General features: G+C 37.1%; 21 protein-coding genes. 13 read left to right on the forward strand and 8 right to left on the reverse strand.

The genetic code is table 11. The features are described from left to right. Positions 1–50 precede the first annotated feature (50 nt). The 12 genes from RIV7116_RS32300 to RIV7116_RS32350 all read left to right on the forward strand — a co-directional run bounded on the left by RIV7116_RS32300 (position 51) and on the right by RIV7116_RS32350 (position 14741). Positions 51–839 (forward strand): ABC transporter permease, encoded by a 789-nt coding sequence (locus tag RIV7116_RS32300; protein WP_015122556.1) that lies wholly within the window; start codon positions 51–53, stop codon positions 837–839. Continuing rightward, positions 840–2069, forward strand: coding sequence for an ABC transporter ATP-binding protein (locus RIV7116_RS32305; RefSeq protein ID WP_015122557.1), 1230 nt, complete (start codon positions 840–842; stop codon positions 2067–2069). An 830-nt stretch (positions 2070–2899) separates the two neighbouring features. Continuing rightward, a complete protein-coding gene (locus tag RIV7116_RS32310; protein WP_015122558.1) occupies positions 2900–4381 on the forward strand; it encodes a SulP family inorganic anion transporter in 1482 nt (493 codons plus the stop codon). A 104-nt stretch (positions 4382–4485) separates the two neighbouring features. Then, positions 4486–5349 (forward strand): universal stress protein, encoded by an 864-nt coding sequence (locus RIV7116_RS32315; RefSeq protein WP_015122559.1) that lies wholly within the window; start codon positions 4486–4488, stop codon positions 5347–5349. Positions 5350–5438: 89 nt separating this feature from the next. After that, positions 5439–7127, forward strand: coding sequence for a SulP family inorganic anion transporter (locus tag RIV7116_RS32320; protein WP_015122560.1), 1689 nt, complete (start codon positions 5439–5441; stop codon positions 7125–7127). A gap of 688 nt (positions 7128–7815) precedes the next feature. Further along, on the forward strand, positions 7816–9483 hold the full coding sequence (locus RIV7116_RS32325) for a SulP family inorganic anion transporter (protein ID WP_015122561.1): 1668 nt from the start codon (positions 7816–7818) through the stop codon (positions 9481–9483). A gap of 256 nt (positions 9484–9739) precedes the next feature. Further along, on the forward strand, positions 9740–11854 hold the full coding sequence (locus RIV7116_RS34585; RefSeq protein ID WP_015122562.1) for an ankyrin repeat domain-containing protein: 2115 nt from the start codon (positions 9740–9742) through the stop codon (positions 11852–11854). A gap of 5 nt (positions 11855–11859) precedes the next feature. Beyond that, a complete protein-coding gene (locus RIV7116_RS34390) occupies positions 11860–13260 on the forward strand; it encodes a serine/threonine-protein kinase (protein WP_015122563.1) in 1401 nt (466 codons plus the stop codon). 155 nt (positions 13261–13415) lie between these two features. Beyond that, on the forward strand, positions 13416–13631 hold the full coding sequence (locus tag RIV7116_RS32340) for a hypothetical protein (protein WP_015122564.1): 216 nt from the start codon (positions 13416–13418) through the stop codon (positions 13629–13631). Positions 13632–13831: 200 nt separating this feature from the next. After that, positions 13832–14008: a hypothetical protein gene (locus RIV7116_RS36715; RefSeq protein ID WP_198287567.1), complete on the forward strand. Its 177-nt coding sequence runs from the start codon at positions 13832–13834 to the stop codon at positions 14006–14008. Further along, entirely contained in the window at positions 14001–14189 is a 189-nt protein-coding gene (locus RIV7116_RS36235; protein ID WP_015122566.1) for a hypothetical protein, read from the forward strand. Before RIV7116_RS36715 ends, RIV7116_RS36235 begins: the two co-directional genes overlap by 8 nt. Before the next feature lie 87 nt (positions 14190–14276). Further along, a complete protein-coding gene (locus RIV7116_RS32350; protein WP_015122567.1) occupies positions 14277–14741 on the forward strand; it encodes a hypothetical protein in 465 nt (154 codons plus the stop codon). A 221-nt stretch (positions 14742–14962) separates the two neighbouring features. Here the strand turns inward: RIV7116_RS32350 and RIV7116_RS32355 are convergent, their stop codons facing one another. The 3 genes from RIV7116_RS32355 to RIV7116_RS32365 form a co-directional block, all read right to left on the reverse strand. Then, positions 14963–15334 (reverse strand): DUF2237 family protein, encoded by a 372-nt coding sequence (locus tag RIV7116_RS32355; RefSeq protein WP_015122568.1) that lies wholly within the window; start codon positions 15332–15334, stop codon positions 14963–14965. 136 nt (positions 15335–15470) lie between these two features. Continuing rightward, positions 15471–16661: a glycosyltransferase family 4 protein gene (locus RIV7116_RS32360; protein WP_015122569.1), complete on the reverse strand. Its 1191-nt coding sequence runs from the start codon at positions 16659–16661 to the stop codon at positions 15471–15473. A gap of 184 nt (positions 16662–16845) precedes the next feature. After that, positions 16846–18465 carry a DUF2079 domain-containing protein gene (locus tag RIV7116_RS32365; protein ID WP_044292604.1) on the reverse strand — a complete coding sequence of 540 codons (1620 nt, stop codon included), beginning with the start codon at positions 18463–18465 and terminating at the stop codon, positions 16846–16848. A gap of 359 nt (positions 18466–18824) precedes the next feature. On the opposite strand from RIV7116_RS32365, the gene RIV7116_RS32370 reads away from it, so the two are divergent. Further along, complete coding sequence (locus RIV7116_RS32370; RefSeq protein ID WP_015122571.1) at positions 18825–20222, forward strand: TldD/PmbA family protein; 1398 nt, start codon at positions 18825–18827, stop codon at positions 20220–20222. 28 nt (positions 20223–20250) lie between these two features. On the opposite strand, the gene coaE is transcribed toward RIV7116_RS32370, so the two are convergent. The 5 genes from coaE to RIV7116_RS32395 form a co-directional block, all read right to left on the reverse strand. Beyond that, positions 20251–20835, reverse strand: a complete 585-nt coding sequence (gene coaE, locus RIV7116_RS32375; RefSeq protein WP_015122572.1) for a dephospho-CoA kinase — start codon at positions 20833–20835, stop codon at positions 20251–20253. A gap of 118 nt (positions 20836–20953) precedes the next feature. Beyond that, positions 20954–21814, reverse strand: a complete 861-nt coding sequence (locus RIV7116_RS37735; protein ID WP_015122573.1) for a uroporphyrinogen-III synthase — start codon at positions 21812–21814, stop codon at positions 20954–20956. A 42-nt stretch (positions 21815–21856) separates the two neighbouring features. Further along, a complete protein-coding gene (gene cobA, locus RIV7116_RS37740; protein WP_015122574.1) occupies positions 21857–22585 on the reverse strand; it encodes a uroporphyrinogen-III C-methyltransferase in 729 nt (242 codons plus the stop codon). A gap of 48 nt (positions 22586–22633) precedes the next feature. Beyond that, positions 22634–23089, reverse strand: a complete 456-nt coding sequence (locus RIV7116_RS32390; RefSeq protein WP_015122575.1) for a tetratricopeptide repeat protein — start codon at positions 23087–23089, stop codon at positions 22634–22636. Between the two features lie 158 nt (positions 23090–23247). Next, positions 23248–24189, reverse strand: a complete 942-nt coding sequence (locus RIV7116_RS32395; RefSeq protein WP_044292605.1) for a homogentisate phytyltransferase — start codon at positions 24187–24189, stop codon at positions 23248–23250. Between the last annotated feature and the right edge of the window lie 92 nt (positions 24190–24281).

Below are 24281 nucleotides of genomic sequence, written 5' to 3' on the forward strand. Positions count from 1 at the left end.
GATGTAGTAAAACTACATCTCTACGATTAAATTAACTTGTTGTTATTCAAATGTCTTTAACTCACAATCCTTTTCGTTGGCGCTTAGCTTATCTCTATGATTTACTGCGAGAGTTGGTAAATCGGGAGATAAAATTACTCTATAAACGTTCAGTATTGGGAATTGCCTGGACGTTGATTAATCCGCTTTTACAATTAGCCGTTTTTGCATTCGTATTCCAATTTCTTTTACCAGTAAATGTTCCGAATTATTCCTCATTTGTTTTTACTGGTTTGCTGGTATGGAATTGGTTTCAAAACTCTATTTTTCAAGCGACTGGAGTTATTATTCATAGTCGTCCTTTAATCAGACAGCCTGGTTTTCCGACTCCTATTCTTCCCGTAGTTACCGTTACTACTGGCTTAATTCATTTTATTTTGGCGCTTCCCGTCTTAATTGTCTTTATATTAATTGATGGAATTCAATTAACGCCTTTAATTCTATTTTTACCAATATTACAAGTTCTACAATTTGCTGTAACGGTGACATTATCTTATCTACTTGCGGCACTCAACGTTACCTTCCGCGATACCCAACATACTATCGGTGTAGTTTTACAACTATTTTTCTATTTAACTCCAATTTTTTACGATATTACTGCTGTTCCAAAAAATTATCAGTCATTATATTTAATTAATCCAATGGCAAATCTTGTCACTGCCTATCGAGATATTTTAATTACAGGAACTCAACCGAATTGGTTAGCCTTATTTCTTTTAACCGTATCAACAGCAGTAATTTTACCAGTGGGTTATTTTTACTTTAAAAAACAAAGCGCCCGATTTGTGGAGGAAATATAAATGCAGGATATTATTGTTGTCGAAAATTTAGGTAAAAGTTTTAATCGCTATCAAGAGAATAAACCGCGCACTGTTATGGAAGCGGCACTCTCTGGTTTGCGAGGCTTAAATGCTGTTGACCGTTTTTGGGCGTTACGCAATATCAGTTTTACCGTATCTCCTGGGGAAATGTTAGGCATTCTTGGTCATAATGGTGCGGGAAAATCTACACTGTTGCAGCTAATTGGCGGAGTAGGATATCCTGACGAAGGAAAGGTAAAAATAAAAGGTAGAATCGGGGCTTTACTGGATTTAGGTGCAAGTTTTAGCCACGATTTAACTGGAAGAGAAAATATATTTGTAGCAGGTGTAGTTGCGGGATTAAGCCGTGAAAAAGTCGCAAAAAGTTTGGATACAATTGTAGAATTTGCAGAGTTAGAAGAGTTTATTGATAATCCAGTAAGAACTTACAGTACGGGTATGCAGATGCGTTTGGCGTTTGCAGTTGCGGTGCATACTCAACCGGATATCATGCTAGTAGATGAATTTCTCTCTGTTGGAGATTTAGCATTTCAAACTAAGTGCTTAAAAAGAATTGAGGAGTTAAAAAATTCTGGTTGTGCAATTATTTTAATCTCTCATAATGCCGAGCAAGTAGAAGAATTATGTGACAAAGCATTATGGCTCCGTCAAGGTCAGATATTGGCTTATGGCGAACCGAAATTAGTAGCTTCACAGTTTGTCAATGAAATGCAATTGCAAACACAGCAACGTACCCCGAAAAAATCGTCCCAAATGACTGCATCTGGTGTAGAGTTGCTAATGAATGAAAACCGCTTTGGTTCTCTAGAAGTTGAAATTACGGATATTAATTTGCTACCGGATAAAGAAATAAATAGTGGTGATTCTTTGAGTATTATAATTGAATATTTATCACATGAAGTTATTGATTCGCCGATTTTTAGTACAAGTATTACCACTTCCAATAATCAAAAATGCCTTGATATAAATACCGCTGATATGGGAATACTATTACCGAAAATTCTGGGCAAAGGACAGATAAAACTTGAATTTGACAGATTAGATTTATCTGGTGGCGAGTACTTTCTTGATATTGGAATTTATAAGAGTAATTGGGCTTATACTTACGATTATCATTCGCAAGCCTATTCGTTAAAAGTACGTTCGTCTCGGGATAGTAAAGGTATTCTAAATCCACCTTTGCGCTGGAAGTTTATGCAACTAGAATAAAGACTAAATAAAGGTATTGATTGATAATGAGACCTCCTTTACTTAGTAATTTGTTTAACTATCCTTCTAACTGCTCGACTGATTCAAATAATTGGTGAACTATATATTCTTTGGCTGAATACCAAACTAATCCAATCAAGTTATAATCTGGACTTAATAGTGGTAAAATTCCAAGATAATGCTTGGCATTTCTACCTCAAATTTTTCAAAAATATCTTTTTTTTATTGACCTATCCCACTAATAATAATTTATGAATCCAGATGTGGATTGTGGCAAGGTTAATGAATGAGTAAAAATAGGTACTTAACGCTCCCGTCTAACTGCAAGAAGACGGTATTTACTTTGACACCAGACCTTCGCAGCGTTCCTGTTGAAATCTAGGAACAGCAATTTTGATGGGTTTTCCCCGATTTTTTTTCAGACTCTAATTTTTAACCAACATCAAGTTATATTGCGAATTGTAACGACGCTATGATATGCTTGCGTCACGCAATCATTCAATAATAAATAGGTTCGGATAATGTCGCAGATAACCATCTCTTCGCAAGCTTCAAATGGCTTTAATTGTCAACCATTATCTTTAGCCTGAGTCAATACCGATCAAAATCATTTGCAGCTATTTGCAGGTATAAAGTGGCTAACTAAGGTTGAGCCTGTGGATTTGGCTGCAATTGATGCCTGTGCTAGGTGAGACCATCTTATTTTACAAGTTCTCTGAGCGAATTACAGTTTTTTTTGTACGAAATATTAATTACTGAATTAGATTTTTAGGTGGGTTATTTTGGGTATGAATTACGCAATACACGAATCACGGTGGTAGGAGGATAATTTGAACTGGAATAGTTGGAAGCGGGAGTGGTTTTTTAATACTCGGCAAGATATTTTAGCTGGGGCTGTGGTGGGATTGGCTTTGATTCCCGAAGCGATCGCCTTTTCGATTATTGCTGGTGTCGATCCCAAGGTGGGGCTTTACGCTTCATTTATTATTGCGGTAACAACGGCATTTTTGGGAGGAAGACCGGCTTCTATTTCTGCCGCTACGGGAGCAATGGCTCTGTTGATGATTGGTTTGGTAAAGGCTTATGGCTTGCAATATTTGTTTGCAGCTACTTTTGTAACGGGAATCTTTCAAGTTTTGTTTGGAGTACTAAAACTTGGACGCTACATGAGGTATATTCCCCGAGCGGTGATGGTTGGCTATGTTAATGCTTTGGCTGTGTTAATCTTCAAAGCTCAACTGCCGGAATTATTCGGTCTTCCGTCAGAGGTAAACGTGTTAACTGTATACGTGTTGACTGCATTATCCCTGGCGATTATCTACATTTTGCCCCGTTTTACCAAAGTAGTTCCTTCTCCCTTAGTAGCTTTGGTAGTGATGACAATAGCAGCAATTAGTTTAAATCTCAACGTTCCCACGGTGGGGGATAAAGGAGAATTGCCTACTGCTTTTCCTAGTTTTGCTCTGCCTCAAGTTCCGTTTAATCTAGAAACATTAAATATAATTTTGCCTTATTCCATAACTTTGGCAATAGTTGGTTTACTAGCTTCATTTTTAACAGCTTCACTGGTAGACGAATTTACCGATACTCCCAGCGACAAAAATCAAGAAGCCAAAGGACAAGGAATTGCAAATATGATAACTGGCTTCTTTGGAGGCATGGCAGGATGTGGGATGATTGGACAATCGGTAATTAACGTGCAGTCTGGAGGAAGAGGAAGATTATCAACTCTAGCGGCTGGTATTTTTCTGCTAATTGCAATTTTAGGTTTGCAAACTTACGTAAAGCAAATGCCAATGGCAGCCCTAGTAGCCGTAATGATTATGGTGTCAATTGGGACATTCCGCTGGTCTTCATTTAAAAATATTCGTAGCATTCCCCGCACGGATACCGCTGTAATGCTAACCACGATGCTGGTAATAATTTTTACAAATAATTTTGCCCTTGGTGTGGTTGTGGGAATTGTCATGAGTACTGTATTCTTCTCTCGTAAGATTGCCCAGTTGGTATTTGTGGACAAAATGCGAAGTAAAGATGGTTCTCGCTGCACTTATAAAGTAGCAGGACAAATTTTCTTCTTATCAAGAGATGAATTTTTGGATTATTTTGATTTTACGGAATTAAACGAAAATGTCACCATCGATTTAACTCACGCTCACCTCTGGGATCAGGGAGCAGTCGAGGTATTAGATAAAGCAATACTTAAATTTCGCCGTAATGGAGCAGAAGTGGAATTAATCGGACTCAATGAAGCAAGTGCTACTTTGATGGATAAGTTAACAGATTATCAAAAGTCCGATGCCCGTACATAAGTTGATGGTTTTAAGCAAACTCTTTTTATTAATTGTTTGCTAATTCCTACTTTCTACTTGCTATACCAAAAAATAATACTTTCGTTTTCAGGGCTTCAATTACCGTGAAAAATATTTTACTTTGTACCGATGGCTCATCTTTTGCTGAAAATGTTTATAAATATGGGGCTTGGTTTGCGAATACATTTAATTCACATACCCGAGTTTTATCTGTTACAGATATTCGCAGTCAACAAGTTGCCAATACTGGCAATTTAAGCGGCAGTATTGGACTTGGAGCTTCAGAAAAATTGCTAAATGAATTAGTAAATTTAGAGCATGAAAGAGCCAAGATTAATAATCAAAGAGCAAGATTAGTTTTAGATAATGCAGCGGAAGCTCTAAAAGCCGAAGGAGTAGAAGACTTTATTTTAATTCATAAGACAGGATTTTTAGTAGATTTTTTGCATGAATTTGAAGAGAATTCCGACTTGATTGTTTTAGGTAAAAGGGGAGAAGCAGCTAATTTTGCATTGGGACATTTAGGAGCGAATGTAGATAGAATTATTCGCAGCAGTCACAAACCTTGTTTGGTTACTCCTGGTGAATACAAGTTAGTTGAGCGAATTTTATTTGCTTATGATGGTAGTGCAACTGGGAAAAAAATCCTCAAGTTTCTCGCAAAATCTTCAAGTTTTAAAGATTTAGAAATACATCTGCTGGTTGTAGCGAAAAATAGTGCGGATCAAGCTGGCACGGCAAGACTAAACGAAGCAAATCAATTATTGAAAAAAGCGGGATATCAACCTGTTTGTAATTTCTTAGAAGGTGAAGTAGAGAAAATAATTGCTGAGTATATTAACGAACAAAATATTGGTCTTTTATTGATGGGAGCTTACGGGCACAGCCGCATTCGTCATTTAGTAATTGGCAGTACCACCGCTCAATTACTCAGAAGTAGCAATATTCCCATACTGCTTTTTCGTTAACTTTTGACAGTTAGCAGTTAGCAGTGAACAGTGAACAGTTAGCAGTAAGAAACCTTTGACCTTTAACCTTCAACAAAGTACAACTTTTGATGCAAATAACTAATCAAATCCATTTCCGTAATCTGCGGGGGGATATTCTCGGAGGCTTAACGGCTGCGGTGGTTGCTTTACCTATGGCATTGGCTTTTGGTATTGCTTCTGGTGCGGGTGCCTCTGCGGGTTTATGGGGAGCGATATTAGTCGGATTTTTTGCCGCTTTATTCGGTGGAACCCCGAGTTTAATTTCCGAGCCAACCGGCCCGATGACGGTAATTGTGACTGCGGTTATTACTGAGTTGATGGCGATTTATCCCCAAGAGCCAGAAAAAGCTTTGGCAATGGCATTTACCGTAACTATGTTAGCGGGGCTGTTTCAAATCTCTTTTGGGGTACTGAGATTGGGACGGTATATAACCATGCTGCCCTATAACGTGATTTCTGGATTTATGACTGGAATCGGCGTTATTTTGATTTTTATTCAAATTGCGCCATTTTTAGGACAAGAAACTCCTAAAGGTGGAGTGCTGGCTGTAATTAAAGAATTACCGAATTTAATTGCGAATATTAATTTTGTGGAAACAGGCTTAGGGATTTTAACTTTAGCAATTCTGTTTCTGTATCCTAATAAATTAAAAAAGTTTGTTCCGCCACAGTTAGTAGCTTTAGTTGTAGGTACGTTAATTGCTGTAATTTTCTTGAGAGGAATAGACATTCGCACTATTGCGACTATTGGTGTAATTGAACCTGGTTTACCTAAATTTCAGGTACCCACTTTTGGAGGTAGCGATTTAAGGCTAATATTTGTCAATGGCATAGTATTAGCTATGGTAGGTTCCATCGACTGTATGTTGACTTGCTTAGTTTCCGATAGTCTTACCCGTACCGAACATAAATCAAATAAAGAATTAATCGGACAAGGTGTTGCTAATTTAATTACCGGCTTATGTGGTGGAATTGCTGGTTCTGGAGCAACAACCGCAACTGTGGTTAATATTCAAGCTGGCGGACGTACTGCATTATCGGGTATTAGTCGCGCTCTAGTACTTTTAATTGTTGTCTTGTGGGCTGCTCCGTTAACTTCAGGAATTCCCCTGGCTGTATTGGCAGCAATTGTTTTAAAAGTAGGTATTGATATTATTGATTGGGGTTTCCTCAAACGGGTTCACAAAATTTCTTTAAAAGCAGCGGGAATTTTGTATAGCGTAGTATTGCTGACGGTATTCGTAGATTTAATGGTAGCTGTAGCGGTCGGAGTATTTGTTGCCAACATCTTAACTATTGCTCGGCTTGATGAAGTACAATCCAAATCCGTCAAAGCAATTACCGACGACGACGACCAAATTGTTCTCAGTTCACAAGAAAAAGAAATTTTAGATTCAGCTAACGGCAGAGTATTACTATTTCATCTTAGCGGACCAATGATTTTCGGTGTTGCTAAAGCAATAGCAAGAGAACATGGTGCGATTAAAAATTACGATGTTTTGATAGTTGATTTAGGTGAAGTTCCGGTATTGGGAGTAACTTCTTCTTTAGCAATTGAAAACGCAATTCAAGAAGCAATTGACGAAGGTAGGGAAGTAATAGTTGTGGGAGCAACAGGAAAAGTCAAAAGACGTTTAGAAAAGTTGGGTATTAAAGGTTTAATCCCCGAACACCATTGGATGGATGAAAGATTACATGCGCTCAAAGAAGGTTTTGCTATAGTCACTGGCAGACAAAGCGAGCAGTTTGGCGGTTGAAACCTCACCCTATTCCATTGTCAAGGACAGGGGTTATAACTGTTAAATAAAAGTTTGTAATTTGTAGAGTGTGTTACGGCATTACAATTTTTGTTAGCAAAGATGATATTGTTATTGCCGTAACGCACCATATTTATAAAATTTTAGATTGAAACTTTAAAAGTTATTCTTATTCCCTCTGATGATTACGGGTTAAAAAAAACGCAGAGACATGGAGAGCGCAGAGGGAAGAAGTTAAAAGAGATCATTTTTATTGTTCCCAGGTTCTACCTGGAAATGTAGTTTTCGAGGCTCTGCCTCACGTCAAATTCTATGGAGGCAGAGCCTTAAGCAATGGGTTCCTAGTCTCCGACTGGGAACCAGTTATGAGACTTCCCGCCAAGAAAGCTAAGAAATACATTTGCTTACAGTAGCTAAAAATAGCTCTGATAGAACGGCAACAGACAGACTTAACCAAGCTAAGCAATCATTAGAAAAAGCTAAAGGTTCGAGATATTAGCTTATTACTCATGGGAGCTTACGGACATAACTGTATTCAAAATGCAGTCATTGGCAGTAAAACGGCTCAATTACTAGGAAGTAGCGATATTTCTATGTTGCCCAAATCGTTAACTTAATTTATTTTTTCAACATTGTCTATTCTCCATTCCCATGAGTTAATTCAACTCGATTTTCTAATGGAGTAATAATGCAAATAACTAATCAGATCCATTTCCGTAACTTGCGAGGGGATATTCTCGGAGGGGTAACGGCAGCGGTGGTGGCTTTGCCTATGGCATTAGCTTTTGGTATCGCTTCTGGTGCGGGTGCTTCTGCGGGATTGTGGGGAGCGATATTAGTGGGATTTTTCGCCGCTTTGTTTGGTGGTACTCCAAGTTTAATTTCTGAACCAACCGGCCCGATGACGGTAATTGTGACTGCATTCATTACCGAATTAACCGCTAATAATCCCGACAATGGATTATCAATGGCATTTACCGTAGTCATGATGGCGGGAGTATTTCAAATTATTTTTGGCTTACTGAGGTTAGGCAAATATATTACAATGATGCCTTACAATGTGATTTCTGGATTTATGACAGGAATCGGCGTAATTCTTATTTTTATTCAAATAGCACCTTTTTTAGGGCAAGAAACTCCCAAGGGTGGAGCGCTTGCTGTAATTAAGAATCTACCAACTTTAATTACTAATATTAATTTTTGGGAAACTGGTTTGGGAATTGTAACTTTAGCAATTCTTTTCCTGTATCCAAATAAATTAAAAAACTTTATTCCTTCACAATTAGTAGCTTTAATCGTCGGTACTTTAATTGCGATATTTTTATTAGATGGTATAGAAATTCGTACCATTGCCACTATCGGTGAAATTACTCCCGGTTTACCCCAAATACACTTACCTACTTTTAGCAGTGCTGATTTGAGGTTAATGTTTGTAGAAAGCTTGGTGTTAGGTATGGTAGGTTCTATCGACTGTATGTTAACTTGCGTTGTTGCTGACAGTCTCACCCGTACCGAAAACAAATCAAATAAAGAATTAATTGGACAAGGCATTGCGAATTTGATTACCGGCTTATGTGGTGGAATTGCTGGCTCTGGTTCCACAACGGCAACTGTAGTTAATATTCAAGCTGGTGGAAGAACTGCATTATCGGGAATTAGTCGGGCTTTGGTGCTGTTAATTGTTGTCTTGTGGGCTGCTCCTTTAACTTCTGGTATTCCGCTTACCGTATTAGCAGCAATTGTTTTAAAAGTAGGCATTGATATTATAGATTGGAGTTTTCTTAAACGGGTTCACAAACTTTCTTTGAAAGCAGCGGGAATTCTTTACGGTGTTGTATTACTAACGGTATTTGTAGATTTAATGGTAGCCGTAGCCGTCGGGGTATTTGTTGCGAATATTTTAACTATTGCTCGTTTGAACGAAATGCAATCTAAATCCGTCAAAGCAATTACCGACGACGATGACAGAATTATTTTGAATCCTGAAGAAAAAGAAATTTTAGATTTAGCAAATGGCAAAGTTTTATTATTTCATCTGAGCGGCCCAATGATTTTCGGTGTTGCTAAAGCAATATCAAGAGAACATGGGGCTATTAAAAATTACGATGTTTTGATAGTCGATTTAGGTGAAGTTCCGGTATTAGGAATAACTTCTTCTTTAGCAATTGAAAACGCAATTCAAGAAGCCATTGATGAAGGTAGGGAAGTGATAGTCGTCGGAGCAACAGGAAAAGTCAAAAGACGTTTAGAGAAATTAGGTATTCAAGGTTTAATTCCCGAACATCACTGGATGGATGAAAGATTGAATGCGCTCAAAGAAGGATTAAGTATGGTTCGTGGAAAGCAAAGCTGGTAGTTTGGAACTTGAAACCTCACCCCTTCCCCTCTCCTTGTGAAGGAGAGGGGTGTTTTTTTGTAGTTTTACGCACCGCTTTTTAGTCTGTGGTGCCTATGCTCCGCGTACACACCCTACAATCAGTCATGAATTTTATTTGTAGCGTATTTAAAAATATTGTATAGAACTTATCTAATCAGAATTTTACCCGTGCAGTCATATTATGATACGGCTTGAGTTGAATTACTCAATTTAAGATATTTAAACTTTAATATATATGCAGCCGTCACATCAGCCAAATAATATAATTGCCCAAAAATACCAGATTATCAACACTTTGGGAGAAGGTGGAAGTGGAATAAATTTCCTCGCACAAGATTTACAAACTAACAAAAACGTTGCTTTAAAAGCTTTATCACTGCACCGAATTAATGATTGGAAAGCAATGGAATTATTTGAAAGAGAAGCAAAAATTCTTGCTCAACTCAATCATCGGGCAATTCCCCAATATTTAGAATACTTCGATGCTGACACTGACGGTGAAAAACATTTTTATATAGCTCAACAACTAGCACCTGGTAAATCTTTAGCCAAACTTGTAGAAGAAAATTGGCGCACTAACGAGCAACAAATAAAATATATAGCAGCACAAATCTTAGAAATTTTAATTTACCTGCATTCACTTGAAACTCCAGTTACTCATCGAGATATCAAACCACAAAATATCATTCGCGATAAACATGGGAAAGTATTTTTAGTAGATTTTGGAGCAGTACAAGATACCTACTACAACACCTTTATGCGCGGCAGTACGGTTGTGGGAACTTACGGCTATATGGCTCCCGAGCAATTTCGGGGGCAAGCCGTACCCGCAACGGATTTATATGGCTTGGGAGCAACATTATTGTTTCTGCTGACACATCGCTCTCCCGCAGATTTTCCCACGGATGGATTGAAAATCGACTTTCGCCATCGCATAAAGGTATCTGATGATTTTGCAGACTGGTTGGATAAAATGCTGGAGCCAGATTTAGAGGAAAGATTTTCTTCAGCGAAGGAAGCTTTGGAAGTATTGCGAGGGAAGCGGAAGATAATTACAGCAGCGAAAAAACCGATGTTGTGGAAAGCTGTGGTGGGAATGGGAATTACTACCATTCTCACCATTAGTATTTTCAATAATTATAAATGGACAATTTTAGGTAACCTGGGTTTCAAACCCCCAATTACTATCTGTTCCAATTTTTATGAAATGAGGGATTATCTAAATAAAGGTGGAACTCCCGATTTGGAATTGTACGTGGAAGGTAAATACGATCGTAAATTTGGGTATACCAATAAGAGATGGAATTTATTGCTTTGTGCGCTTAAACATAAATCTCAACCAGCAGTAGAGTTATTGATAGCTAATAATGCGAATATAAATGATGCATTACGTCGCGCTAGATCTGTAGATGATGTAAAGTTTTTAATCGCAAAAGGTGCTGATGTTCATAGTAGAGATAAACATTTACAAACTGCATTACACTATGCAGTATCAAGTTATGAAAAAGAAGTTATAGAGTTACTTATTGATAATGGAGCAGATGTTAATGCAAAAGATAAATTAGGCAATACGCCTTTACATCTTATGTTCCAAAACTATACAAGTTTTCAAAATTTAAATATTCAATTTCATAGAAATTTATATAGAAAATACAGTTCTATGTCTATTCCGGAACCTCGACTTGAGAAATTTAAACTGCCTATGATTAAATTACTTGTGAATAATGGTGCAAATATTAATGCTCAAAATAATCAAGGCTATACTCCACTACATTTTACACAATTGAACTGGGATAAGGATGAAATTAAATATCTAATTGATAACGGTGCAAATATAAATCAGAAAAGTAAAGATGGTAAAACACCACTAATGTTAGGAGCTGTAGAGGGTGGAAATTATAGCATATTACAATTGCTTATTGATAATGGAGCAGATGTTAATGCTCAAGATAAATATGGTGATACAGTCATACACTTTGCGCTCAAAAATTCTCATCATCCAAGAGCTCGTTATTGGATTAAACGTTTAGTAAAATCTGGGGCAAATATTAATACTAAAAATTATAATGGTGAGACGGCACTTCACAAATCAATAAAAATTGGTCAAGAAAATGGAGATTACTACCAACTTATTATTAGAGATTTAGTAATGTATGGTGCTGATATTCATGCCAAAAACAATCATGGTTTAACACCATTACAAATGGCAGTAGAGATTAAAGATATTGTCAAGGGTTTAGATGAATTACTGATAAAACATGAAGAAGCTTATCATCAATGTAAAAATAATAAAATTCGATTTTATTCTTATAAAGGAATTGTTGCGTTTGAATGCTCTGACATAAAATAAATAATATGAAATTACTGCATCAACCAGAAGAAGTTATTTATCAAAAATATCGTATTGTAGATACTTTAGGACAAGGTGGAGTAGGAATTACTTATCTTGCTCAAGATATAGAAAATGGAAAAAATTTAGCTTTAAAAGTTTTATCCCTACGTCGGATGACTGATTGGAAGAAGATAGAACTCTTTGAAAGAGAAAGTCAAATCCTCTCTCAGCTAAGTCATCCGGCAATACCTTGCTATTTAGACTATTTTAAAATAGAAACAGATAACGATAATTCATTTTATATTGCTCAACAACTAGCACCAGGAAAATCTCTTGCAGAACTTGTAGAAAATGGTTATTCTTTTCATGAATCAGAAATTCGATATATAGCTATTCAAGTTTTAGATATATTAATCTATTTACATTCATTTTCACCACCAGTTATTCATCGAGATATCAAACCCCAAAATATAATTCGCGGCGATAATAGCAAAATTTTCCTAGTAGATTTTGGTGCTGTAGCCGATACCTACCACAACACAGTTACTGGTGGAAGTACAGTAGTAGGAACATTCGGTTATATGGCTCCCGAACAATTTCGCGGTAAAGCTTTTCCATCTACAGATTTATATGGTTTGGGAACAACTTTACTGTATTTATTAACTAAAAAATGTCCGTCAGATTTACCACAAAAGCATTTAAAAATAGATTTTCGTTCTCAAATTAAAGTATCTCCAAAATTTGCAGATTGGTTAGATAAAATACTCGAACCTATTGTAGAAGATAGATTCCCCGATGCTGGATCTGCATTAGCTGTATTGCAAGAAAAAGAATCGCTTCACAACTATCTTAATCAAAAACCGCACAGACCAAAAGATACTCCTATCAGCCTGCGAAAGAATGATGAGAAATTACAGATAGAGATTCCAGCAGGAAAGTTTCGTAGTAATTTTAGGATAATTTCTATAATGCTTTGCTTGCCAGTCAATGCATTGTTATTACTAATATTAACAGCAGGAGTTCAATATAAAAATAACAATGAAATTCAATACAGTCTATTGTTATTGTGTTTCATAGCATTTAGTGTATGGGGATATTTGATATATTCAGTTTTTGTATTAACCAAATTTAATGATTTTATTATTAGTCCTTTATCACGCATCCAATTAACTATTTTAAAAGAAAACAATTGCTATATATTTAGTTGTACAAAATGGTTATTACCTTGGCGCTATCAAAAATTTATTTCCAAAATAAATCAACCAAGATTTAAAACAACATTGCATTCAATCGGATGTAATTTAACCCCAAAAGAATACAGATGGATAAAAACGGAAATTAATAATTTTATTAACAACAACATTCCTAATACAGATATCGAACCACAAAATATTATTCGCAGCGATGATAACAAAGTTTTTTAGTAGACTTTGGTGCTGTTGCACATACCTATCACAATACTGTCAGTTCAATTATTGCTCCAATTTGTCATACAATATTTACTGTGTACGACAAAGTAAAGGAAAGTAATACGAAGTGGTTATATACTTGAATTACATTGTCATACAAATAAACGAAAATGAAAGCAGACGATAGGTTGATATTCCGGTTGCCATCATCCAGAAAAACGGAGTTTATCAATAAAGTAGAGAAGGAAGGCAGGAAAGCAGCGGAAGTACTAAACGAATTGGTTGAAAGATATTTAAACGAACCGGATCAAAGAATTGAAGTCGAAGAGTTAAACTCAAGGTTGAAAAAGGTAGAGGAAATGGTCATGGGGGAATCAGCCGCCTAAGAGAAGAAAATAAGACTCTTAGGCAACAACATAATTTAATCTCTCAAATAGTCAAGAAAAGCCCGCTTCACTCCAATGAAGACGGGCTGTAAGTTTTTTATAGATTAGTATGACATAATACGCACTATGTCATACAATTAGTCATACAAACAGTTAAAGCGACTAAGCTTACCGAACCAAGAAAATTGAATCAACCGGGAATGCAGCCTACGTTTGAGCAACTAAAGGCTTTTTACCGGATATCGGTAGGAGCAAGCAATATGTTAGTACCGATTAATCTTGTTCGCTTGGACGAACGTACAAAACGCCTGGTTTTATTAATCGGTGAAACAATAGAAATACAAATTAGGAAAAACGGAGCAGTAACAATTGACTAACCCAAATTATTCTAATATGAGTAAAGCTCAGTTGCGAGCCGCGCTGTTGAAAGATCCCCAAAACACCGAACTCTTCCATGCTTACGTGGACAAAAGCGAAGAAGAGAACCCAAATAAGAGAATTATGAGTGCTGAGGAAGCAGTAGCTGAAATGAGGAAGAAAGCTAATCAAAACGGGTGATGTTCGTCAGATAACTCGAAAAATAATTTGTCTTAACGTCGTGCTTCCCGAAGCTACGACGTTTTTAATTTCAATCGGAGAATAAACATGATTTTCTACAAATTACCAACCATAACCAAAAAATTGCAGCGACTATTTGGAAGATTAAAAACATTAATTAAGCTAGCTTCCATCCGAGGTAGATATATTATCCAAGTACTAGACGTTGAACAAAAAATTGCCCGTTTAGAACAGATACGCCAAAACACTTCAATAAATCAAATTAAACCGCAAGACGAAAATTCTCAGAAAGAAAATAACCCGGTTTGGGAAATGCAAAGTTACCTAAAATTCCTTGAGCCTTCATTAATCAAGTTTTTGGAACGAGTAGAATTAACTGTAATTTTGAGCGAATTGTTTGATGATTGTCTATCAGTACTGACAGATAAAGGGTTAATTCAATATTCGGAGCATGGCTGGTTTGTTGATTTTAGAAATGGTAAAACTGCTACATTTAAGTTAATGGACGTTGCAGTTGAAAGTTTATTCACCAGAACAGAGGTCGGTTATTAAATGAAAATAGATTATTTAGGCAAATTTGTTTGCTTATTTCTCATTTTTAGCTGATTACAATTTGAAAGGAAAGTATATAAAAAGCAATTTAAAAAGACGCTTAAGTCAATCAAAAATAATTTAACCCCGCAAGAATACAGATGACTAAAAGCAGAAATTAATAAATTCGTTGACGACAAATCACTAATGTAGAGACGCGATATATCGCGTCTCTACAATTTTTAATCGTAATCCCCAGCGTGTTCCTTCAAGTCATTCAAAGATACATGCTCTAATGTAGATGCATGAGTAGCCGCTAAATCTACTTTCGGAGCAACTCCATCATCCATCGCTTGCTTCCAACGAGAAGCACACAAACACCATTTATCCCCAGGTTTCAAACCTGGAAACTCATACATTGGTCTTGGCGTACTCAAATCATTTCCCATAGACTTGGTATAGGTGAGAAACTCTTCCGTCATCTCGGCACAAACAGTGTGTACTCCGAAATCACCCGCTCCGGTATCGCAAACACCATTACGATAATACCCAGTCATCGGAGAAGTACAGCAAACTTCAAGCTTTTCACCAAGGACATTTTTTGCGTCAGACATAGCAGTTTGTTAGTTGTTGCTTGTTAGTGAGCAATTTAAAATATTTTTTCGCTATCAACATAATGTTAACGCGCTAAAGGAACTGAGGAGCTAAGAGTTAAGAGTTAGCAATTAATTTCTTCCCCCTCTCAATTATTTATTCCCAACTAACCTGCTTCCTCTCTTTAACCACTTGCTGATAAACTGTTTCTGTCTCCTTGGCGATTTTTGCCCAATTAAACCTTTTTTCTAAATCTTGGTAAGCGTTATCTTTCAACCATTGACAATAACCGGGATTTTTCAATACTTCTAAAATTCCCCATGCTAAAGAATCAGGATTGTTAACGTGAGTAATCACACCTGTTTTTGTATGCTGAACTACCTCCGGTAAACCACCGGTATCCGAAACGACTACCGGAACTTTAGCCGCAAAACTTTCTAATGCAACTATACCAAAGGGTTCGTATAAACTGGGAAATACCGCACAGTCGGCGATTGTTTGAAATTTATCTAAGTATTCATCAGCCATGAAGCCGGTAAAATAGCATTTATGCCAAATTCCTAAATCCCAAGCTTGTTTTTTAAGCTGATTGGTATTACCACCACCGATAATTACAAATTTAACGTTACCTCCCATTTGGGAAAGTACTTGGGGTGCGGCATTTAATAATACAGATATACCTTTTTCATGGGTCATACGACCAACATAATAAACTATTTTCTCGTTATTTTCTGCAAATTGACGGCGGAAATCTTGCTTATGAAACTGATTATGATGCCGTTTCTTTTCGGCACGAATTCCATTATGAATTACGTCAATTTTGTTCCAAGGACTTTTTAAAGAATTTTCTATTTCCAGACGCATATAGTTAGTACAAACTATAACTCGCCAAGCTTCAAAAGCAAGTTGACATTCTTTACGGTGGATATAGCTTTGAGTATGATTGTGAATACCGTTATGTCTTCCAGATTCTGTGGCGTGGATGGTGGCAATTACAGGAACTTTGAAAGTATGTTTTAAAGCAATTGCTGCATCTCCTACCAACCAGTCATGGGCGTGAATTAAATCAAAAGTACCTTCTTCTGACATCAACTTACCACCTTGCCGCCCCATGCTTTCATTCATGTTGACTATCCAGTGGAAAAAATCATTACTATCAGCTACGGGTACCCGGTGTATTTTGATTCCTTCTACCTCTTCGTAAAGTGGTGCTTCACCAAATTCGGGCGTTATTAAGTAAACAGAATGTCCCAATTTTACTAATTCAGGATATAGTTCACCTACATGACGAGCAATCCCCCCAACGATACGAGGGGGAAATTCCCAACTTAATACCAGTATTTTCATATATTGACCCCAACTCGTTACAAATCGTTTAATTATTTCAGCAATTAAAATAATTAAAGGTGCGATCGCTAGTTTTGACGGGAGTATAATTACTCAACTTTAGCTCGTTGTAACAATTCAGTGACAAATACAGTGAACAGTGAACAGTGAACAGTTATCAGTTATCAGTTTTAATTGTTAACTCCTAACTCCTAACTCCTTGCCGAAACCTTACCCACTCTTCAACAGCTTTTTCGTTAGAAACTGCGTCTTTTTTCAATAGAATTACGCCTTCTTTGAAGTCAATAATTCCATATTCTTGATTGTTGGTGATTGTATCAACGAAAGCTACTAGTTGCTTTAATAAACCCCTGTCTCCTCTGAATGCTGGTGCATACTTTTGTAGTTGCCATAAATCAGCGATCGCATAATCCATTTTGACAACTTCTCGGTTATCGTTTCGCAATTCCAACATCGGTACCCGGAGAATTTGGCGGCGACTGGAAAGATGAGGTACTAAATAAGTAGTTGCAGATACGCTGGCATCCGATGGAATTTGCGCTAATAAAGGACGAATCCCTTTGTTTACATGATTCCATTGTTCTGGTAAAGATACATATACCCAAGGTTTTACAGAATCAGGTATAGCAAAATAAAAGGTACGATTTGGATTTGATGTAAAGCTAAAAATTAAAGATAGGGTAATACAAAATATCCAAAAACGCCGAAACGATGGTTTAAATGTTTTGGGATGTTTTGCCCACCAAAGTATTGCACCGTAACACAATCCCGGAACTACACTTAATGCGTAACGAATGGTGATTGCTAATACCGATTCACCTTTACCCAAAAGCAATTTTAGTAGAGGAAATCCGGCAATACTCCAAGATGCTGGAGCAATTGCGGGTATAAATGCAAAAGGCAATAACTGACCGAGTAAATACCGAATTGTTCTATCAAATGGAGTAACTAGTTCTACTACTAATCGAACCGGATTGCTGACTATTCCCCAAATCACATCTAAAGTACTAGCTTCATCAGCATCAACATATTGTCCAAATCTTTCCAACATAAACCGCTTAGAAATATCATCAGAAAACAGCGGCATAATTAAGTTAGTTAGCAGCAGCATATACCCGAAGCTAAAAATACAAACTGCTAATCCAGTCCGAGGAAAGCGTTTACTTAGCACCATGTAAACACCTACGCCAAATAAACTAACCCCTGCATCTTCTCGCACTATGACTATTAATCCAGCCATCAGCCAAAATAGCCACCACCAGCGTTTCTCCATTGCTAAAAGCAAAGTAAAAATAAACAGTGGAAGTTGACTGATATCGTGAAAATTACATAAAGTTGGTCCAATTACAGCATTTGCCGCATAATAGCTACCGGTAATTGCCACGGCTATTCGAGGTTCTAGATATTGCCGCGCTAATACGTAAAGCATCAAACCACCAGCAGTTATCAGCGTTACTAACAAAACGGCTAAAGTTGCCGCGTTGGGAAATAACGCATATATAGGTGCCCAAAGTAACAATGCTGGAGTAAAATGTTGACCTAGCCGATGGTAGAAAACCGTAGGAATTTCATTTGCGTGGACAACATTAGTGGAAAGACTTGAAGACAGGGAACTTTGAAAAAATCGCCCGTGGATATTATTCCAAAAAACCTGATTAAAAATACCTTGGTCAAAAGATGCGTAAAAGCTAAAATATCGGTTTAATACCAGTAAAAGGCATATAAAAAAGAATACTCCTGCTATGGGAAGAATTGGTCTAATAAAAATAAATAATTTTGATAAATTCCACCGCGAATTCGGAATTTTATTAGATATAGTCTCTTGCAATTGTCACTACCTCATTTTCCCTGACGAAGATAGAAAATTTAATTTATATTTTCCAAGATGGAAATATTATAGTGGTTTTTACAGTTAGCAGCGAGCAGTGAACAGTGAGCAGTGAGCAGTGAACAGTGAGCAAGTAAGTATTGCAGATAGGGGAACAATAAGGGAGAAAGATGCTCCCACTACGATTTATTTTTTAACTTCTAACTGATAATTGTTCGCTGACGATTCACACCCGACTGGTGAATCACTGATGACTGTTCACTGCTAACTGTTAACTGATAACTCCCCATCTCGTGCTAGAAGATATAAGTAACCTTAGAGCCGATTCCCAAAAAATGGTTAATTTAATTACTGACGCTCAAAATTTACTTGCTGACTTGATAGCACGTTATTCTAAGAAAGTTGATTATTTGATGATTCGCCTTGAAGAATCTGAAGGCACTGATATAGTATTGCGCGGCGATAAGGTAGAAACTCTGAGCGAATGTATTTCTGTTGGGGGACAAGTAAGGGCTTGTTATAAGGGTGGATGGGGATTGAGTAGCTTCAATCATATTTCCACCATTGAGGAGCGAATTCAAGAAGCCATCGCAGCAGCGAGAATTGTCGGTGATGAGGAAACTATATTAGCTCCTGTAACTCCGGTGCAAGCAGTGTGCGAATTACCTTTGACTGGTACAGATCCCAGACATATATCTTTGATTCAAAAAAAGGAGTTGTGCGATAATTACGTCGATCTACTTAAAAGTATAGATAATCGGATTACCACTACTTCTGTCAGATATGGCGATAGCGCTCAAAAAGTCATTATTGCCACAAGCGAAGGTACGCTAATCGAACAATCTTGGGTAGATATGGAAATGCGTTTTGCTGCAACTGCAAGAAGTGGCGAAACGGTACAAACAGGAAGAGAAACTACAGGCTCTCGTAAAGCTTTTGAAGATTTAACTAATTTAGACGAACAAGTTACCAGCGCCGCACGTAGGGCAATATCTGCTTTATCTTTACCTTCTGTCAAAGGTAATACTTACACTGTAGTAATCGATCCAGTTCTTACCGGTTTATTTGTCCATGAAGCCTTCGGACATCTTTCTGAAGCTGATATGGCTTACGAAAACCCCGATGTATTGGAAGTAATGACTCTGGGAAGAAGATTTGGTAACGAAGAATTACAGATTTTTGATGGTGCTGCACCGGAAGGACATCGCGGTAGCTATTATTATGATGACGAAGGCACCCCAGCAACTACCACTCAATTAATTAAAGATGGAGTTTTAGTAGGAAGATTACATTCTCGGGAAACCGCAGGTAAATTAAACGAAACACCCACAGGAAATTCTCGCTGTCTGAATTATCATTATGCGCCGATAGTGAGAATGACAAATACCTGGATAGAAAGAGGAAAAACTCCCGTAAATGATTTATTTTCTGGAATAAAAGAAGGAGTTTATGCCAAAAACTGGCTCGGTGGCATGACTAACGGCGAAATGTTTACTTTTGGCGCTGGTGAGGCGTGGATGATTAGAAATGGTGAAATAGCCGAACCCGTTAAAGATGTGACTCTTTCAGGTAATGTATTCCAAACTTTAAAAGATATCGAAGCCATCGGAGACGATTTTTATTGGGATGAATCCGGTGGTTGTGGAAAAGGCGGACAAAACGGTTTACCCGTAGGTTGCGGTGGTCCAAGTTTAAGGATAAAAGATGTAGTAGTGGGAGGAGAAGCTGCTTGATAATTGGGAATTGGTAATTGTTAACTGTTCACTTTTGAAATATCGCAATATCTATTTGCTGCAATAATTTTTCTACAGTTGAACTATTATCTAAAACAATATCAGCCCTTTTCTTTTTTTCAGATAAAGGCATTTGACTGCTAATTCTTGCTTGTGCTTGTTCTAAATTTAATTGATTTCGCTGCATCAATCTTTCTATCTGCTGTTTTTCGGAACAAGTAACTACCCAAATTTCCGTTACCAAGTCTGTCATACTTGCTTCAAACAACAAAGGCACAACTGCCACCAAAGTTTGTACTGATGATTGTTGGATTTCTAAAGAAAGGCGATCGCCAACGTAAGGGTGAATCAAGTTATCTACCCACAACCGTTCCTGCTGCTGGTTAAATATTATCTCGGCTAATTTTTCTCGGTTGAGACTGCCGTCTTCTAGTAGAATTTTATCTCCGTAATGTTTGACGATTTGCTCTAAAAGCGGTGAATCAATAGCAACAGCTTCTCTTGCGTAAATATCTGCATCTAGAATCGGTAGATTATAAGCATTGCCTAAATAGTCCGCAACAGTAGTTTTACCTGTTGCAATACCTCCAGTTAAGCCGATTATACGTTTCATGAATTATAGGTAATTAGGAATAGGGTTTAATTGGTAACTATCTATTATGTATCAAAGATTTTCTTTCGTCTCGATATATGGATATATTACCCATTTCCCATTACCTATTACTTATTACCTATTCCCCCACGTCCCTTACCCAATCAATAACAGCTTGAGTCAATCCTTCTAAAGTGTATTCTGAAGCCTCTACGTCCACTCTGCCAAAATAGGATTGACAAGCTTTAGAAGTTTGTGGCCCAATAGAAGCAATACAAACTCCTTCTAGATAATTTGAGACTACAGATGGTTGATTATCTTGTCCATCATCTAGAAAAATTGTTTGTGCTAATTGATTAAAAAATTTCACAGTTTTAGAACTTGCAAAAGTAATGATATCAACCGCTCCACTTTGTAAAGCTAATTCAGCTGAGGGAGGAATGCTACTTGGACAACAAGATTGATATGCTGCCACCTCCACAACTTCTGCTCCTTGTTTTCTAAATTCTCTAATTAAATCTTCTCTTCCACCACTTTCTACTCTGGGAAATAAAACTTTCTTACCAGCAAGTTGCTCGGGAAAATTTTCTACTAAAGAATCAGCAATAAAATTTGGTGGAATAAAATCGGGCTGTAAATTTTGTTTTTTAAGGGTTTGAGCGGTTTTCTCTCCCACAACAGCTATTTTTAGATTAGCTAATGTACGCGCATCTTTTTCTAATGCAATTAATCTTTCAAAAAAGTAATTTATACCGTTGCTAGAAGTGAGAATTAACCAGTCAAATTCTGATAAATTAGCAATTGCATTATCTAAATCCTCCCAACTTGAAGGGGGACCTATTTCTAATGCAGGCATTTCAATTGCGTTCGCACCTGCTGCTACAATCATTTGGGTAAACTGACTTGATTGCCCCACAGAGCGAGTAATTAAAACAGTTTTTCCACTTAAAGGCAAATTCTGGGATACCGTTGTTGCTTGAGATAATGGATTTAGTGACATAAGTTAGAATGCAAAGCATCTATGCGATAGGGAAGCATCTAATTACATTTTCCCAGAAAACCTGCTCAACCCTACTACTTCACTAATAACAATTACAGCAGGAGACAAACGCACCGCCTTTACTTGTTCCACAATCGTGGAAAGTTCACCAATCCATACCTGTTGTTCTGAAGTTCCTGCTTTACGAATAATTGCAACTGGGGTGAATTTATCTTTTCCATATTTAATTAACTGATCTACAATTTCACCCAGATGTTGTCCCCCCATTAAGATTACTAGGGTATCTAACCTTGAAAGCGCTTCCCAATCAAGTTCCGAAGGTTGATGAGCGCTGAATACAGCGAAGCATCTACTTACCTCCGCATCCGTAAGAGGAATTCCTGCTAATAAAGGTGCTGCTGTTACAGAAGAAATTCCCGGAATCACTTCAAAATCACAGCCAGCAGCTTGTAAAGCTTGAATTTCTTGCATACAGCGACCAAAAATAAACGGGTCTCCGGATTTAAGCCGAATAACGAGCTTTTCTTGCTGACAATATTTAACTAATAATTGATTAATTTCTGATTGAGGGGTACTTGGTAAACCACCCCGTTTTCCCACATGGATTTTTAAACAATTATCCGGTACCAGTTTTAATAATTGCTCGTCCACTAAAGCATCGTAAATTAATACTTCAGCTTCAGCTAATAACCGATAAGCTTTGACTGTTAAATAATCTACGTCTCCTACCCCTGCACCTACAAGGTAGACTTTGCCTTTTGATTGAGCCATTTAGTTTGTTAATACCTATAGGGATTTAATTAAATGCTCAACACCTTATTAACTATTCAACTTTTCTAACAACTGACTGACTTCTTCCGCTTTCTGCGGCTGACGCTTTTGTAATACTTCTTTGGCTTTCTGTAAATATCCTATCGCTTCCGATTGCTTTTCTTGCTGCATATAAATTCGACTCAAACGTAAATAAGCATCAGCTTTTTTTGGTGCGCGTTCAATAACTTCTTTGTACTTTTCAATAGCTGCTTCTACCTTTCCCTGTTTTAGTAAAGAATCGCCTAAAAGCAAGCGAACTACATCGTTACTTACATTGATAGAAGTTACTTGACGAAAAACAGCTTCTGCATTCTCATAATCTTTCTGCTGATATAAATCTAGTCCTTTCTGAAAAAGATTAGAAGTTCTTAAAGTTTTAACAGCAAAATAAATTAGCAGGAAAATACTTGAAAGAACGATAACAGCAGGAATAATTGTATTTAGTTGCGGATTTTCTAACATAATTAAGAGTAGTTAAGAGTTATGAGTTAGGAATTAGAAATTAGGATTTAATGTCTAAAAACCTTATTTAGTGTAAGCATCCCAATTCAGTCATCTGAAGATGACTTTCGCTATTAGCCTGGGACTTGCAGTCCCAGGTGAGTGGGAAAATAAAACAACTAACCCAATAAACAAGAAATAGGAAAAATCAAATATTCAAGATAAAACAACTTCCAAATAAACTGATAAGCACTAGTAGTAGAAATTTTATCTTGTAAATCGGTTTGTTGAGTCTGCCACCACATGAAACCTAAGATTACAGAATGAACCGCGACTACAAATATAGAATTAACTTTTGCAAAGCCTAGCAATCCTACCACAATCATCCCAGCGTAACAAAGACTCAACAGCCAGCGAGAAAGATTAAAGACTGTTTCTTTTCCCAACTTAATTGTAAAAGTAGTGATATTGTACTGGCGATCGCCTTCCATATCGGGGATATCTTTAAAGATGGCGATGGCAATTGTAAATACCAGGATAAACCAGGTTAAAGTCCATACCGCAGGTGGAATTGATTGTTGAGCTTGCAATACCCAAGAGAAGTGCAAAAACAATCCTAAATTAACTATGGCTCCTCGTACAGAAAATATACAAATTGCAGCCCAAAAAGGAAATCGTTTTAAACGAATTGGTGGTAAAGAATAAGCCGTACCAATAGCTAAACTAATAGCTACCATCCCAAATAAAAAAGGTCCCGAAAACCAAGATAACGAGAGCGCTAAAATACCGGTAGTAATGACAATAATTTCTCCCATCCGTTGCGTAAACTCTCCCGAAGCAACAGGTAAATGAGGCTTATTAATTTTGTCGATTTCTACATCTTGCAGTTGATTTAGTCCAACAATATAGACATTTCCAGATAAACAAGCAATCCAAGCAGCTATAAGAGAAAGCAAAGAATAAGAATTTGGGAATGGAAAACTACTATTTGTTAAAGCAATGGCAACAACATATAATCCCAACACGCTCAAACTCGTACCGTAAATTGTATGAGGACGAGAAAACTTCCAAAAAGCGTAAAGCCAATTACTTTGCAACCCCGTTTGTGAAACTTGACTCATAATAATTTTGGATTTTAGATTTAATATGGGCATTGGGGATTGGGCATAGGGCATGGGGAATCGGGCATTGGTAATCGGTAATTGGGCATAGG

Source organism: Rivularia sp. PCC 7116 (genome assembly GCF_000316665.1).
GTDB lineage: Bacteria > Cyanobacteriota > Cyanobacteriia > Cyanobacteriales > Nostocaceae > Rivularia.